The organism is Paraburkholderia sp. EB58 (genome assembly GCF_050436665.1).
Lineage (GTDB): Bacteria > Pseudomonadota > Gammaproteobacteria > Burkholderiales > Burkholderiaceae > Paraburkholderia.
In genome coordinates this window covers 427,693-441,315 of the sequence record NZ_JBNDMQ010000002.1, presented here as the reverse complement: position 1 = coordinate 441,315, position 13,623 = coordinate 427,693, and the positions used below count along the sequence as shown (strand labels likewise).

Below are 13,623 nucleotides of genomic sequence, written 5' to 3'. Positions count from 1 at the left end.
GCTTAAGCCCCGCTCAATAGGCGACGAAAGGCGCCTGGCCGCCCAGCGCCGTCTGGTCGATACCGAAGTAGATGTAGCGGCCGTAAAAGAACGGCAAGCCGATATCGAAGCTGCCCGCCCCGCCGATCTGGCCGGCGAGGTCGTTGAAGGCGTAGTTGTTGCCGTTACTAAACAGCGTCGCCGCGCTGAGAATCCCGATGTTGGCCGCGGCGGACACGCCATTGAGGCCGACTACGTTCACCGTGCGCGTCTGCCCCGACGATGGACAATAGAACCCGCTGAAGTTGCTGCCGCACTGCTGCAAGCTACTGTCGGCGAAGAAGTACGCGTTCGAGCCGGAATCGAAGAACGCTGTCAGCTTGCTGCCGTTGAAGGTACTGTTGTTCAGGTCGCCGAAAGCATCGGTCGTGAAGACCTGCGACGCCGCAAGTTTATTGTTCGCGGCCGTGTTGATGCCAAACACCAGGGTGCCGGTAGCGGACCCGTTGCCGCTGTTCGAGACGGGCGACATCTCCACGATCACGCCGTTGTTGTCGGCGAAGCCGGTGACCGGGTTCGTCACCTGGCTGGTGTTCGGCACCTGCGTGGTCGTGCAGCTCCCGCCGGAGCACGCGTAATAATTGCTGAACTGGGCGAACGTCGACGCACTCGCGCAGGTCGAGCCGCAGTCGACTGGCGCAGTGCCAATGCCGAGAATGCCGTTGGCGCCAATCTCGTTGGCCGTGTTCTCTTCGGCGCCGCTCGCGCAACTGGTCGGCACATTGAAACTCACGTCACCGAGCACCTGGATCGGGATGTTGATGGCGGTCTCACCGCCAATCTGTACCGTGGCCGTGCGGACCGAACCCCACGAATAGCCGTCGGCGAAAATCGTGCATTCCACTAGCTGTTTGCCAGGTGCGGTGGGAGCAGCGACGGTTGGCAGCCCGATATTCAACGCGCCACTGACGATCCGCAGCCCGTACGAGCCGGTATCCACCTGCACATTGGGAATGCTCTGGCAGGTGCTCGTGCCGGGCACACAAACCGTCACGGTGACAGTTGGAATGTTGATGACGTTCGCCACGCCACGCCCCACCGTGATCGGCGCGGTGTTCCCCGCATTTGCCGCGACCGGAGTCGCGCCCGGACTCGCCGGCAGCGAGTTGCTACCCGAAGACGAGTTTGAAGCGGAATTGTTGTCGCTGCCGCCTCCGCCGCCGCACGCTGCGATCAGCGACACCAGTGCGACCGTCACCGCCACCCGCGCCCACCCTGTGAGCTTTGCTGCAAATTGCATGGCTCGTCTCCCGTCCGTCACTGTCACTGGATATCGGAACCGCTGACACCGGCAGGCAATGCCTGCGGCAGCCACGCTTGACCCGCGAAGGCGCCCATATGGCCGCCGGAGTGGACCACGAGGCTATCCTGGTCGACTGCGACCGGTCCATGGCCGCCGCGCACCGCGCGTGCGGCTTGAACGCCGGCGAGATACTGCGGGAAATAAGTACCGAGAAGATCGTTCAGATTCGGCATTTGCGGGCCGTTCCACGCGAGCCCGAACACAGTGCCGTCCTGCGCGAGGTACTCCCGCACGACGGTGCCGTTGCCGAACGTCGTCGTACGCACGGTATAGGACGACGGGGTACTGGCCGTGGACGCGGCGCTCGACGCGGCGGCGTGCGCAACGGCTGCGGATGAAACGGCCTGGGAATTCACAGAGGCGCCGGCAGGCGGCGTCATTGGACTGCCGCCCAGCGCCGCGTAAGCGGACTGAATGGTGGGCACGACACACGACAACCCTAACGCCGTCATGAAGACAGCGCGGCTTATACGACTCAACATGGCCCGACCCCTCCCAATCGATTGCGCAACGGCCCACGCATCGCATGAGCGCCCGCATTTAACCAAGATCATACGGCACTGCGCTGGCCGCACGCATGAAGGTTTGTTCGGGGGGGTTGCCGGTGTGCCCGCAATACCACGCGTTCACGTCACACCCAGCGATATTTACAAAGTCTTACGAGGCACGACGGCCGCGCTGCGGCGCGCCGTGCCCGGATGTCCTGCGGCCAGCTTGCAAGCGGCCGCGAAATCCGGCCTAGAAGCCGAGGCTCGCCAGCAGGTCGTCGACTTCGCCCTGATCCTGCATCACGTCGGCCTTGCCTTCCGGGTTGATTTGCGGCCCGTTCAGCAAACCTTCCGGGCTGCCGGTGGCCGACGGTTCAGCCGCCAACGCCGCCGCAGTCGCGGCGAACTGCTCACGCCGCTCGAGCGCGATGTTCTCGATCAGCACGCCGAGCAGTTGCTGCTCGATCAGGTACACGACTTCCGTAATCTTCTTGATGACCTGCCCGGTCAGATCCTGAAAGTCCTGCGCCAGCATGATCTCGAGCAACTGGGAATTGGTCGCCGTCGTCACTTCGGGTACGACGCGCAAAAAAGTGCGCGTGTCGTTCATCAACGCGCGCACTTCCTCGCGTTCGATCGGCGCCGCGTACCATTGCTCCCAACGCGCGTCGAGCACAGCCGCGTCCTGCTGCAACTGTTCCTGCATCGGCTTGGCGACCTCAATCGCGCTCAGCACCTTTTCGGCCGCCTGCTCGGTCATGTTGGCGATGTACTTGAGACGGTCGCGCGCGTCGGGCACCGCTTCTGCGGCGCGCTCGACATGCTTGTCGATCCCCAGCTCGCGCATCGAGTCACGCAGCGTGCGCGTCAGTTGCCCGATGCGGGCAAGAATGCGGTCGCTGGCGAGGTCGCCGCCGTCGAGCGCGTCGGCGGCTGCCGCGTTGGTCGGCTGGTTCACGTCAGCTCCCGGCTTTCGCCATCTTCTCGAGAATCTTGTTGAGCTTCTCGTCGAGCGTGACTGCTGTGAACGGCTTGACCACATAGCCGCTTGCGCCGGCCTGCGCCGCCGCGATGATGTTTTCCTTCTTCGACTCGGCCGTCACCATCAGCACCGGCAGGTGCGTCAGGCTCGCATCGGCACGGATTTCCTTCAGCATTGCCAGACCGTCGAGGTTCGGCATGTTCCAGTCGGAAATCACGAAGTCGTACTTGCCGCTGCGCAGACGCGCGAGACCGGCCATGCCATCTTCCGCCTCGTCGACGTTCGAGTAGCCCAGTTCCTTCAACAGATTGCGCACGATCCGACGCATCGTCGGAAAGTCATCTACGACCAGAATCTTCATTCCCTTATCCATTTCAATTCCCTTTCCCTTAACCCAGATGGTGCGGCGATTGAGCGCCTCTTCTATCAGGCACGCGCATCATACCCGCTGTACGCGTTCGCCCATCGACGAGAGGCGCGCCATGACGCGCCGGCTCATCTCGGGCAACGAGGCGATCTCGTCGGCAGCGCCCAGCGCGATCGCCTCGCGCGGCATGCCGAACACGATACAGCTCGCTTCGTCCTGCGCAAGCGTATACGCGCCTGCTTTTTTCATCTCCAGCAGTCCAGCCGCACCGTCGCGGCCCATCCCCGTGAGGATGACGCCCACTGCATTCTTGCCGGCGTGCTGTGCAGCGGAGCGGAACAGCACATCGACGGACGGACGATGCCGGTTCACCGGCGGGTCGTCGGACAGGTGTGCAATATAGTTCGCACCGCTACGGGCTAGCAACAGGTGAGCGTGGCCAGGGGCAATATAAGCGTGTCCCGGCAGCACGCGTTCGCCGTGCTCAGCCTCTTTAACGGTAATTCTGCACAAGCCATTAAGGCGTTGCGCGAAAGATTTCGTAAACCCCGGCGGCATATGCTGTGCGATCAGCACCGCGGGTGCATCGGGCGGCAGCGGCACGAGCACTTCGCGGATCGCTTCGGTGCCGCCCGTCGAAGCGCCGACGATAATCAGCTTTTCCGTACTCAGCAGCGGATTGTTGAAGTTCGGCGCGGGAGCGGCGACGTGGCCCGCTGCTTGCCCAGCCGCCGCGGCATGCTGCGCAGGTGCGGCCTGGCGCACGCGCGCGCGCGCGGCGGTGCGGACCTTGTCGGCGAGCTTCTCCGAGTAGTCGAGCATGCCGTCGCGAATCCCCACCTTCGGCTTGGTCACGAAGTCGACCGCGCCCAGTTCCAGCGCGCGCAGCGTAATTTCGTTGCCGCGCTCGGTCAGCGACGACACCATCACGACCGGCATCGGCCGCAGGCGCATCAGCTTCTCGAGGAAGTCGAGGCCGTCCATGCGCGGCATTTCGACGTCGAGCGTCAACACGTCCGGGTTGTGCTGCTTGATGAGTTCGCGCGCGACGAGCGGGTCGGGCGCGGTTGCAACGACGGTCATGTCCGGCTGGCCATTGATGATTTCCGTCATCAGGCTGCGGATCAGCGCCGAGTCGTCGACGCACAATACTTTGATCTTTTGCACAGCTCTCACGCCTCCTCTGCGGTTCTGGCGTTGTTTGAATTAATTGGGCGCGGGCTCGCGCCAAATAGCTCGATGCGCGGCTTGCCTGCAGCGGCGCTCGTCCCTGATCCTGTACCCGTGGTCGAGCCTGCGCCAAACAGTTCGAGACGTGGCCGCCCAGCCTGGCTAGGCGAGGTGGCGAACAGCTCGACCCGTTCGCGGGCCCGCGCGAGCCGTTCGGCCCGCTGTTCGGAGGTTTGCCGTGCGAGCGCCTGTTCGCGCTCGGCCACGCCCGCTTCCTGCTGCAGGCGGAGTTTTTTCACCATCACCTGACCGGTGCGCGGCATGAACGCCACCTTGCGCGGATGGCTGCCTTGCAAATCCTCGGCGGTGATGCGGATTTTTTCCAGCGCCAGATAGCGGCGCACGAACTCGGAGTTGCGGTCACCGATATTCATCGTCGTCATGCCCGCGAGCACCGCCGCGCCGCCAAACACTTTGGCCTCGAAACGTTCGCGCCGTCCACCTGCCTTGATGAGCTCGTTGATGAGCACTTCCATCGCGTAGGCGCCGTAGCGCATCGAGTCCGAAGCCGCCTGGCCGACGTCGGCGCCGTCGTCGGGCAGCATGAAGTGGTTCATGCCGCCAATGCCTGCTGTGCGGTCCTGAATACAGGCCGCCACGCACGAGCCGAGCACGGTGACGAGCACCATGTCTTCGTTCGTCGTATAGAACTCGTTCGGCAACAGCTTCACGCCGGGGCGCTTGAAGTGATTGTCGAAATACAGATTGCTGGCAATCGGCAGGGCGGCACTCATGCGCTCACCCCGCTAGTCGACGTGTGGGCAGTGTGCGTCTGGCTGCGTTGCGGAGCGCGCGCGGCGGCGCCGGCGTCGCGCGTCAGTTCGTAGACCGTCTGGCCGCGCAGGCGGAATGCCTGCGTAACATAGGTGAAGTTCTCCGAGTGGCCGGCAAACAGCAGGCCGCCCGGCTTCATTAGCGGATCGAAGCGCGAAAGCACCTGCGCCTGGGTCGGCTTGTCGAAATAGATCATCACGTTGCGGCAGAAAATCGCGTCGAACTGGGAGCGCAACCCGTAATCGCGATCGGTCAGATTCAGTTGCTGGAAGCGGATCATCGCGCGCACTTCAGGACGCACTTTCACCATCCCCGCATGCGCGCCGGTGCCCTTCAGGAAAAAGCGCTTGAGCCGCTCCTGCGACAGGTGCTTGACCTGATCGAACTGATACATGCCCGCTTCGCCTTTCGCGAGCACCTGGGTGTCGATGTCGGTGGCGAGCACGGTGGCCTGGCGTGCGGCGCTGTCGCCGAGCGCTTCGATCAGCGTCATCGCGATCGAATACGGCTCCTCACCGGTCGAGGCCGCCGAGCACCACACCGACACCGGCTGCTGCCGCTTCGCGGCGAACTCCGCGAGAATCGGAAAGTGATGTGCCTCGCGAAAGAACGCGGTCAGGTTGGTGGTCAACGCGTTGGTGAAGGCCTCCCACTCGGCCGGATCATTTTCCGACTCGAGCAGGTCGAGGTATTCGCGGAAGCTGTCGAGGCCGCGCGCACGCAGACGCCGCGCGAGACGGCTGTATGCCATGTCGCGCTTGTGGTCCGACAGCGAGATGCCGGCGCCGCGGTGGATCAGTTCGCGAATACGAGCGAAGTCCGCCGAAGTGAATTCGAAATCACGCCCCTGGTCGCCGGCTCTGGCCGGTTCCGCCTTATCGGAGCGAAGCTGTGCGCGCGTTGCCATCATGAAGTTTCCTGCCTGCGATACGAAGCGTCCCCAGCAGGGACTTGCATCGCGGGGTCGCGCCTACCCGCGAATACTTGCAACTGAGTGTCCAACCGGCCGACGGCACGAAGCACGCCTTGTGGGCGTCCTTCAATGAATCGCCCATGCTGGGGCGAGGTGCCGAAAGCCTGCATATCTGCGTGCCATTCCTTAAAACGTTTCCCAGTCCGCGTCCGAGCCTGCGGCAGACGCGCCTGTTGCGGCGGGCCGCGCCGTCGGTTCGGCGGCGCCAGCCGACGTCCTGGGTCTGAGCGCCGGTTCGGCACGCGCCGACGCAGCCGTGCGTGCCGCGTCGTGCTTTGGCGCAGCCGGTGCCGCTGACTGAGACGCTGCATGAGTCGCCCCATGACCCGCAACCGGTGACGCTGCGTGAGCCGGCGTGGCTGCCGCCTTCGGCGCCGCTGCAGCCGACGCGCGCGGCGCGTTCTTGCTGCGTGCCGCAGGCGTGCTGCTGCGCGCAGAAGAGCCCGCACGCTGCCCGCCTTCCACCCGCCAACCGCCGACCACGGTCTGCAACTGGCGCGTCTGCTCTTCGAGCGAAGCCGCCGCAGCGGCTGCCTCTTCAACGAGCGCGGCATTCTGCTGCGTGACTTCGTCCATCTGCACCACCGCGCGATTGACCTGTTCGATGCCGGTCGACTGCTCTTCCGAGGCCGCGCTGATTTCGCCCATGATGTCGGTCACGCGGCGCACGGCCTGGACGATCTCGTCCATCGTCGTGCCTGCCCGGCCTACCAGTGCCGAGCCGCTTTGCACCTTGTCCACCGAGTCGCCGATCAGCTCCTTGATTTCCTTCGCCGCACTGGCGCTGCGCTGCGCGAGGCTGCGCACTTCGCCGGCCACCACGGCAAAGCCGCGGCCCTGTTCGCCGGCGCGTGCGGCTTCCACTGCCGCGTTCAGCGCGAGTATGTTGGTCTGGAACGCGATGCCTTCGATCACGCCGATGATGTCGACGACCTTGTTCGAACTCGTGGCGATGTCCTGCATCGTGTGCACGACCTGGCCCACCACGTCGCCGCCGCGCGTGGCGATGTCCGACGCGTTGACGGCGAGCTGGCTCGCCTGGCGCGCGTTCTCGGCGTTCTGCCGCACGGTGCCGGTCAGTTGTTCCATGCTCGAGGCGGTCTGCTGCAGCGAAGCGGCCTGCTGCTCGGTACGCTGCGACAGATCGGTGTTACCCATCGAGATCTCGCGCGCGCCGGTGTCGATCGATTCGGTGCTGCTGTGGACCGCTTTCACCATCGTCGAGAGGCTGTCCTGCATCTGCTTGATGCTGCGGAACAGGCGCCCGATCTCGTTGGTGCTGAACACGTTCACCGGGTGCGTCAGGTCGCCTGCGGCGATCCGCTCGAAGCATTCGGTTGCGTCGTTGAGCGGCTGCACGATCAGGCCGCGCAGCGCGAAACGGATCAGCACCACCAGCACCAGCGCGATCAGCCCCACTGCGACGATCAGCGAGGTCATGAGCGTGACGTTCGACTGCGCCGTCGTCTGCTGATCGGCCGCGCGTTGCAGCAAGGCCTTCACGACCGCCGAAGCGGACGCGTCGTAAGCAATGAAGAGCGGGCTGATCTTCGTATCCGCAATCGCGTGAAAGCCCGCCTGATCGCCCGCGCGCAGCGCCGCGAACTCCGGATCGACGCCGTCGTGCATCACGGTCGCACGGCGCGCCAGCAGGTCGTCGATGAGGGCCTGGTCAATGCCGGCCTTCGGCGCATCTACAAACGTTTGCCAGCTCTCGTTGCCTTTGGCGAGCAGTTCCTGCGCCCGGTCCAGCACGGTCTTCGCTTCGTCGGCATTGCCCGCGGCGGTAAGCGTGTTGTACCGGTCAACCGCAAGGCGCGAGCGCAACAGGTAGCCCGACGCATCGTCGAGCGCATGAATGGCCACCAGATCGCCGCGTGCGATACCGTCAAGAGACTGGCTCGCGCGATTCAGCGCGGTGAGGCCGAGCGCGCCGACCACGATCGTCAGTGCGACCAGAACGACCCCGACCATGGTCAACGACGTACGAATCGACCACCTGCTTAGCATCTTGATGCTCCCTGTTGTCCGGTCATGTGCACGCTCGCGGCCCTTAGCCGCCGAGCGACTCGATCAGCGCCATTTCGCGGCTGGTCATCAGCTTTTCGATGTCCATCAGGATCAGCATGCGGCCATCGACCGTGCCGAGACCCGTCAGGTACTCCGTGGTAAGCGTTGCGCCAAATTCCGGCGCCGGCATGATCTGATCCATCTGCAAGGTCAGCACGTCCGACACGCCGTCCACCACCATCCCGACCACGCGATGCGCGACGTTCAGGATGATCACGACGGTCTGATGGTCGTATTCGACACGGCCCAGATGAAACTTGATACGCATGTCGACGATCGGCACGATGATGCCGCGCAGATTGATCACGCCCTTGATGAATTCCGGTGCGTTGGCGATGCGCGTCACGCTGTCGTAGCCGCGGATTTCCTGCACCTTGAGAATGTCGATGCCGTACTCTTCCGCGCCCAGCGTGAAGACGAGAAATTCCTGACCGCCGGCGTCTGCCTGCAGCGCGTCGCGGCGGCCATTCGTACCGCTCGCGTTTGCGACGCTCGAATTGTTGAATTGGACTTCTGCCACGTTACCCCCAAACGGTTGGGATGAAATGAGTTAAGTAAAAAGTTGCTCGAGGGTTACGCGAGGCTCATTGCGCCATGCGCGTTGCGCGTCTCGCGGTTCAACGCCGCCACGTCCACGATCAGCGCGACGCTGCCGTCGCCGAGGATGGTCGCCGCGGAAATGCCGTGCACCTTGCGGTAATTCGTTTCCAGATTCTTCACGACTACCTGCTGCTGGCCGACCAGTTCGTCGATCAACATGGCGAAGCGCCGTCCTTCGGTCTGCATGATGGTGACGATGCCTTGGGTCGGTTCCGACTTGGCGTCCTCCACCGAGAACACTTCATGCAGCGCGACGAGCGGCAGGTATTCGCCGCGCACGCGCACCACCCGTTCGCCGTTCGCCACCGTGTAGATGTCTTCGGCTTGCGGCTGCAGCGACTCCATCACGAAGTTCAGCGGCAGAATGAAGATTTCGTTGCCGACCTTCACCGACATGCCGTCGAGGATCGCTAACGTTAGCGGCAACACGATGCGCGTGGTGCTGCCCTTGCCTGCCTGCGAGCTAATTTCGACGTGACCGCCCATCGACTGAATGTTGCGCTTCACCACATCCATGCCGACGCCGCGGCCGGACACGTCCGTCACCTGCTCGGCAGTCGAGAAGCCGGGCAGGAAGATCAGGTTCCAGACCTCGTCATCGGTCATGCTTTCGCTGACCTGCATGCCCTGCTTGGCGGCCTTCGCGAGAATCTTGTCGCGGCGCAGGCCCGCGCCGTCGTCGCTGACTTCGATCACGATATTGCCGCCGTGGTGCGCCGCCGACAGCACCAGTTGGCCGGTCGAATCCTTGCCCGCGGCGCGGCGCGCTTCCACCGTCTCGATACCGTGATCGAGACTGTTGCGCACAAGGTGGGTGAGCGGATCGATGATCCGCTCGATGAGGCTCTTGTCGAGTTCGGTCGCCTGACCGAAGGTGACAAGCTCGACCTCTTTACCGAGCTTCGCCGCCAGATCGCGCACGAGGCGCGGAAAGCGGCTGAAGACATAATCCATCGGCATCATGCGGATCGACATCACCGCTTCCTGCAAATCGCGGGCGTTGCGCTCCAGTTGCGCCATGCCGTTGAACAGCCGGTCGTGCAAGGCCGGATCGAAGGTGCTGGTGGTCTCGGCCAGCATCGCCTGCGTGATCACCAGTTCGCCGACCAGATTGATCAGCTGGTCTACCTTCTCGACGCCCACCCGGATCGAACTGCCTTCGGCTGCGGCGGCAGCAGCCGGACGCGCCTTGCGGTCATTCTCGGCGGCTGCCGTAGCTGCGGCCGGTGCCGCTGCGGGCGCCGCAGCAACTGCGGCGGGTGCCGGCGCGGGCGCCGGAACCGGAGCCGCCTGCGCCGGTGCGCTGAACAGCTCGTGCGTCGGCGCAGCTGCACTTGACTGCGGTGCGGCAACCGGCGCGGGGGCCGGTGCCGGCGCAGGCGCCGGTGCATGCGCCGCAGTGGCAGGCGTTCCAGGTTCGCCTTCCTGCGATTCATCCACCGGTGCAGTGCCGCGGCCGATCAGGATCTGACTGTCGTCGATCACGAAACAGCACACGGCGATAATGTCGTCGGACGTGACATCGGTCTGCAGCCACAGCGTCAGATCGCCGCCTGCCTTGACCTGCCCAACGATATGCCCCAGGTTGCCGAGCTCTTCGGCCAGCAGTTCCTGGTCCTTCTCACCTACACCCCGTAGCGTGATTTTCAGATGCGGGCCGCCGTCTGCGCTTGCGGTCCCGTTTGTTCCGTTCGTTCCTGCCGTTCCTGCCGTTCCTGCTGTTGTTGCGCCGGTCTGTGCCGGCTCGTTGCCTGATAGTTCGCCTGCCGCCTCGACGGCCTGTTGAACGACGTGCTCGGGCGCGTGGCCATCAGGGACGGCGGCCGGCGCGGGAGTGCTGGCTGCGACCGGAGCTGGCGCTGCGGCAGTCGGTTGTCCCAGGCTTTCCTTATAGAGCTGGTCAAGCTTGGCGCAAATCGCCTTCGCCACCGCCGCATCCGGTTCGGCGCTCGCGCGATAGTCCGCGAGCTGGCCGGACAGCACGTCCTTGGTTTCAAGGAACGTGTCGATCATGTCCTTGCGCAGCACGAGTTCGTTATTGCGTGCGCGATCGAGCAGCGATTCGAGAATGTGGGTCGTTTCGGTGAGTGCGGTGAAACCGAAGGTCGCCGCGCCGCCCTTGATTGAATGCGCCGCGCGGAAAATGGCCGCGAGATCTTCCGGATCGGGATGGCCGATGTCCAGATTGAGCAGCAACTGCTCCATCTGCGCGAGCAGTTCGTCCGCTTCGTCGAAGAACGTCTGATAGAACTGAGTGATGTCGAGTGTCATGCCTGGGTCACCGCGAGAGATCCTGTCTAGGCTTTGGCTGCCGTGCCGCTTATATAAATGGTGGATGAGCTCAGGCTTCGCCTGACTCGGCGAGCGCCGCGACCAGTTCGGTCAGCATGTCGGGGTCGAGCGGCTTTTCAATCCAGCCGGTCGCCCCGGCCGCTCGCGCCGCCGCCTTGAATGGTTCGCCGGATTCCGTCGTAAGGACGAGGATCGGCGTCACTTGGTAAGCCGGGTTGCCGCGCAGCGCCGTGATCAGATCAAGGCCAGTCTTGCCCGGCATGTGCTGGTCCGTCAGCACGAGGTCGTACGGCATGGCAAGCGCGTTCTCGAGGCCCTCTTCGCCATCGGCCGCGAGCGTCACCTGATAGCCGGCCGTCGTCAGCGTGGCGGAGAGAATCTGCCGCATCGCTGCCGAGTCGTCGATTGCCAGAATGTGCCTGATCATTAAAACCTCGCTGCGCTCACTATGGATCGCCCGACTGCGCGCCGTACGAGCGGCTGCGCGGGTCGGGCCATCATGTCCTTCACTTCGGCGCCACGCTGGGCGCCTTTGGAGCAACCGTCACCGGTTGCGCAATTTGTTGCAGCAGCGGCTGTTGTGCTGAACCGGCTGCGTCGTCCGACAAGGTGGTCGTGGTCGAGTCGTCGTGCATCATCGCGTCCTCCGACTTCTTGTTCAGAACCAGAATGCTGATACGGCGATTTTCCGGATCGAGCGGATCGGTCTTGTTCAGGTTCTGCGTCGACGCCATGCCTATCACGCGCATCACCTTCGGCTCGTCCATGCCGCCTGCGATCAGCTCGCGGCGCGACGCGTTCGCGCGGTCTGCCGACAGCTCCCAGTTGCTGTAGCCCTTTTCGCCACCGGCGTACTGCACGGCGTCGGTGTGACCCTGCACGATGATGCGGTTCGGCACATCGTTCAGCGTGTGGCCGATTTCGCGCAAGATGTCGCGCATATACGGCTGGACCTCGTCGCTGGCGGTGTCAAACATGGGCCGTTTCTGCGAGTCCACGATCTCGATGCGCAGCCCCGTCAAGGTCGAGTCAATGCGGATCTGCTGCTTGAACTGGCGCAGGACCGGGTTGGCCTCGATCGCAGCCATCAACTTGATCTGCAGATCGTGCAGGCGGACCTGCTCCTGGCGTTCGAGCTGGCCCTGCATCTGCTTCACCGCATCTTCGTCGTTGCGCGCGGCGGTGCGCTCGGCGCGACTCATCGAACCGTCGCTCTGGCGCGTGATGCCCTGCTGATCCGTGGAAATATCCCGTCCACCGCCCTTCAGGATGCTCGAATCCTCCGCGCTGCGATCGCCGCCCCACAGGGTGATCTTCAGCGGCTGGTTGAAGTAGTCCGCAATGCCGCGCAACTGCACGGTGGTCGCCGAACTGAGCAGCCACATCAGCAGGAAGAACGCCATCATCGCGGTCATGAAGTCCGCGTAGGCGAGCTTCCACGCGCCGCCGTGATGGCCCGCCTTCTTCGGCGCGGCGCGCTTGACGACAATCGCGCGGTCTTTGTCCTTGCTCATCGAATCGGTCCCTGGTCCGCGCGGTTACTTGGCTTTCACGCGGCGCACGTGCTCTTCCAGCTCGGCGAACGACGGGCGTTCAGTCGAGAAGAGCACCTTGCGGCCAAATTCGACGGCGATCGCCGGCGCATAGCCATTCAGGCTCGCGAGAATCGTCACCTTGATGCACTGGAACATCTTGGTCGACTCGGCGACGCGTTGTTCCGCGACGCTCGAGAGCGGCCCAATCAGCCCGTACGAAAGCAGAATGCCGAGGAAGGTGCCGACCAGCGCCTGGGCGATCATCTCGCCTAGCACGGCAGGCGGTTTGTCGGCCGAAGCCATGGTGTGCACCACGCCCATCACCGCCGCGACGATCCCGAACGCCGGCATGGCGTCGCCGACCTTGGCGAGCGCATGCGCCGGGGCTTCGCCCTCGGTGTGATGCGTTTCGATTTCCTCATCCATCAGGCTTTCGATTTCAAACGCATTCATGTTGCCGCCGACCATCAGACGCAGGTAATCGGTCAGAAACTCAATGATGTGGTGGTCGGCGAGGATCTTCGGATACTGGGTGAAGATCGGGCTCTTGGACGGATCGTCGATATCGGCTTCGAGCGTCAGCGTGCCCTCTTTGCGCGCCTTCGCCAGCAGGACGTACAGAAGCGCCATCAGCTCCATATAGACGTCCTTGTTGTATTTGGAGCCCTTAAACAGGGTCGGAAGCACGCCCAGCGTCGATTTGATCGTTTTCATCCCGTTACCGAGGACGAATGCGCCGACGCCGGCGCCCCCGATCATCAGCAATTCGACTGGCTGCATCAGCGCGCCCAAGTGCCCGCCTTCCATGGCATAACCGCCAAAGACGGACAACAGCGTCACGAGTGTTCCCACGAAAATCAGCACAGCCGAGCCCTCACAAGGAAGCGACGGAGACCGTCGTTAAACTGGTTTACGGCAACGGAGCGGAAAACTTTGGTGGAAAAGCGAGTGGAGGAGCCCGTGTAAACCA

The 13,623-nt window shown here is 63.7% G+C and carries 13 protein-coding genes; all 13 read right to left on the bottom strand.

Annotation, left to right across the window (positions count from 1 at the left end):
• Positions 1-13 precede the first annotated feature (13 nt).
• Positions 14-1,279, bottom strand: coding sequence for a DUF3443 domain-containing protein (locus P3T40_RS04600; RefSeq protein WP_429266483.1), 1,266 nt, complete (start codon positions 1,277-1,279; stop codon positions 14-16).
• Positions 1,280-1,302: 23 nt separating this feature from the next.
• Complete coding sequence (locus P3T40_RS04595; protein WP_429266482.1) at positions 1,303-1,824, bottom strand: DUF2844 domain-containing protein; 522 nt, start codon at positions 1,822-1,824, stop codon at positions 1,303-1,305.
• Positions 1,825-2,080: 256 nt separating this feature from the next.
• The gene (gene cheZ / locus P3T40_RS04590) at positions 2,081-2,788 is read right to left on the bottom strand and encodes a protein phosphatase CheZ (protein ID WP_429266481.1); all 708 of its coding nucleotides are present in this window, start codon (positions 2,786-2,788) and stop codon (positions 2,081-2,083) included.
• Position 2,789: 1 nt separating this feature from the next.
• On the bottom strand, positions 2,790-3,185 hold the full coding sequence (cheY, locus tag P3T40_RS04585) for a chemotaxis response regulator CheY (RefSeq protein ID WP_429266480.1): 396 nt from the start codon (positions 3,183-3,185) through the stop codon (positions 2,790-2,792).
• Between the two features lie 66 nt (positions 3,186-3,251).
• Positions 3,252-4,346 (bottom strand): protein-glutamate methylesterase/protein-glutamine glutaminase, encoded by a 1,095-nt coding sequence (locus tag P3T40_RS04580; RefSeq protein ID WP_429266479.1) that lies wholly within the window; start codon positions 4,344-4,346, stop codon positions 3,252-3,254.
• Between the two features lie 5 nt (positions 4,347-4,351).
• Complete coding sequence (cheD, locus tag P3T40_RS04575) at positions 4,352-5,143, bottom strand: chemoreceptor glutamine deamidase CheD (protein ID WP_429266478.1); 792 nt, start codon at positions 5,141-5,143, stop codon at positions 4,352-4,354.
• Positions 5,140-6,093, bottom strand: coding sequence for a CheR family methyltransferase (locus P3T40_RS04570; RefSeq protein WP_429266477.1), 954 nt, complete (start codon positions 6,091-6,093; stop codon positions 5,140-5,142). Before P3T40_RS04570 ends, cheD begins: the two co-directional genes overlap by 4 nt.
• A gap of 189 nt (positions 6,094-6,282) precedes the next feature.
• Positions 6,283-8,166 carry a methyl-accepting chemotaxis protein gene (locus P3T40_RS04565; RefSeq protein ID WP_429266476.1) on the bottom strand — a complete coding sequence of 628 codons (1,884 nt, stop codon included), beginning with the start codon at positions 8,164-8,166 and terminating at the stop codon, positions 6,283-6,285.
• A gap of 43 nt (positions 8,167-8,209) precedes the next feature.
• Complete coding sequence (gene cheW, locus P3T40_RS04560) at positions 8,210-8,746, bottom strand: chemotaxis protein CheW (RefSeq protein ID WP_429266475.1); 537 nt, start codon at positions 8,744-8,746, stop codon at positions 8,210-8,212.
• Between the two features lie 53 nt (positions 8,747-8,799).
• Positions 8,800-11,097 carry a chemotaxis protein CheA gene (gene cheA, locus P3T40_RS04555; RefSeq protein WP_429266474.1) on the bottom strand — a complete coding sequence of 766 codons (2,298 nt, stop codon included), beginning with the start codon at positions 11,095-11,097 and terminating at the stop codon, positions 8,800-8,802.
• Between the two features lie 70 nt (positions 11,098-11,167).
• Complete coding sequence (locus P3T40_RS04550) at positions 11,168-11,545, bottom strand: response regulator (RefSeq protein WP_429266473.1); 378 nt, start codon at positions 11,543-11,545, stop codon at positions 11,168-11,170.
• Positions 11,546-11,624: 79 nt separating this feature from the next.
• Positions 11,625-12,632, bottom strand: a complete 1,008-nt coding sequence (gene motB, locus P3T40_RS04545) for a flagellar motor protein MotB (RefSeq protein WP_429266472.1) — start codon at positions 12,630-12,632, stop codon at positions 11,625-11,627.
• Positions 12,633-12,656: 24 nt separating this feature from the next.
• Positions 12,657-13,517, bottom strand: coding sequence for a flagellar motor stator protein MotA (gene motA / locus P3T40_RS04540; RefSeq protein ID WP_122152876.1), 861 nt, complete (start codon positions 13,515-13,517; stop codon positions 12,657-12,659).
• Positions 13,518-13,623: the final 106 nt, after the last annotated feature.

Excerpts from the sequence above, each read along its gene's own strand:
- P3T40_RS04570 (WP_429266477.1), bottom strand. The coding sequence starts at position 6,093 with ATGATGGCAACGCGCGCACAGCTTCGCTCCGATAAGGCGGAACCGGCC.
- cheA (WP_429266474.1), bottom strand. The coding sequence starts at position 11,097 with ATGACACTCGACATCACTCAGTTCTATCAGACGTTCTTCGACGAAGCG.
- P3T40_RS04550 (WP_429266473.1), bottom strand. The coding sequence starts at position 11,545 with ATGATCAGGCACATTCTGGCAATCGACGACTCGGCAGCGATGCGGCAG.
- cheD (WP_429266478.1), bottom strand. The coding sequence starts at position 5,143 with ATGAGTGCCGCCCTGCCGATTGCCAGCAATCTGTATTTCGACAATCAC.
- P3T40_RS04565 (WP_429266476.1), bottom strand. The coding sequence starts at position 8,166 with ATGCTAAGCAGGTGGTCGATTCGTACGTCGTTGACCATGGTCGGGGTC.
- P3T40_RS04595 (WP_429266482.1), bottom strand. The coding sequence starts at position 1,824 with ATGTTGAGTCGTATAAGCCGCGCTGTCTTCATGACGGCGTTAGGGTTG.
- cheY (WP_429266480.1), bottom strand. The coding sequence starts at position 3,185 with ATGGATAAGGGAATGAAGATTCTGGTCGTAGATGACTTTCCGACGATG.
- motB (WP_429266472.1), bottom strand. The coding sequence starts at position 12,632 with ATGAGCAAGGACAAAGACCGCGCGATTGTCGTCAAGCGCGCCGCGCCG.
- P3T40_RS04600 (WP_429266483.1), bottom strand. The coding sequence starts at position 1,279 with ATGCAATTTGCAGCAAAGCTCACAGGGTGGGCGCGGGTGGCGGTGACG.